This is a genomic window from Parafrankia sp. Ea1.12 (assembly GCF_900465275.1).
Taxonomy (GTDB): Bacteria; Actinomycetota; Actinomycetes; order Frankiales; family Frankiaceae; genus Parafrankia; species Parafrankia soli.
This window is the reverse complement of the sequence record NZ_UBIZ01000071.1, coordinates 1-1,001: the sequence shown is the minus strand read 5'-3', so window position 1 is coordinate 1,001 and position 1,001 is coordinate 1. Positions and strand designations below refer to the sequence as shown.

The following is a 1,001-nucleotide window of genomic DNA, read 5'->3' as shown; positions in this document are numbered from 1 at the left end:
CAGTGACCTCACACCAGCCGCCGCGGCCGCACCTCGACGATCTGCCGGGCCAGCACGTCCAGCAGACCCCGCGCCGCGGGTGGGGGGTGGTGGGGGTGTGGATCGGCTGCTGCTCGCGGACACCCCGTCGTTGTATTTCCGGGCTTTTCACGGGGTGCCCCGGTCGGTGCGGGCCCCTGACGGGATGGCGGTGAACGCGGTGCGGGGTCTGCTGGACGTGCTGGCCCGGCAGATCGTCGAGGTGCGGCCGCGGCGGCTGGTGTGCTGTTTCGACGCCGACTGGCGGCCGGCGTTCCGGGTGGCGCTGATCGGCTCGTACAAGGCGCATCGGGTCGCCGACGCCACCCCCGGCCCCGCGGCCGGGGCGGGTGGGGTGGAGGAGGAGGTGCCGGACGAGTTGGCGGCGCAGCTACCGGTGATCGACGCGGTGCTCGACGCGTTCGGGATCGCCCGGGTGGAGGCGGCCGGCTTCGAGGCCGACGACGTGATCGGCACGCTGGCGACCCGGCACAGCGGCCGGCCCGGTGGCGGGCCGGTGGACATCCTGACCGGGGACCGGGATCTGTTCCAGCTGGTGTGTGACGACACCGGCGTGGTGGTGCGGTACGCGGTGGAACGGTTCGCGGTGGTCGACGAGGCGTCGATCAGTGCCCGCTACGGGATTCCGGGCCGGGCCTATGCCGATTTCGCGGTGCTGCGTGGTGATCCCAGTGACGGTCTGCCGGGGGTGGCGGGGATCGGCGCGAAGACGGCGGCGGCGCTGCTGGGCCGTTTCGGGTCGCTGCGGGCGATTCTCACCGCGTTGGACGCCGGGGGTGAGGACGGGTTCCCGGCCGGGGCGCGCCGCCGGCTGACCGCGGCCCGTGACTATGTGGACGCCGCGGTCACCGTGGTCGGGGTGGTCCGCGATGTGCCGCTGGGCCCGGTCGCCGACGTGCTGCCCGTCCGGCCGGTGGATGAGGCGGCGCTGGCGGCGCTGGCGGGCCGGTACGGGCTGGGCG

The 1,001-nt window shown here is 74.6% G+C and carries 1 protein-coding gene; it reads left to right on the top strand.

The features are described 5' to 3' along the window. Positions 1–97: 97 nt before the first annotated feature. Positions 98–1,001 (top strand): 5'-3' exonuclease (locus FMEAI12_RS00375; RefSeq protein WP_146776593.1); only part of this gene is annotated, 904 nt, incomplete at its 3' end.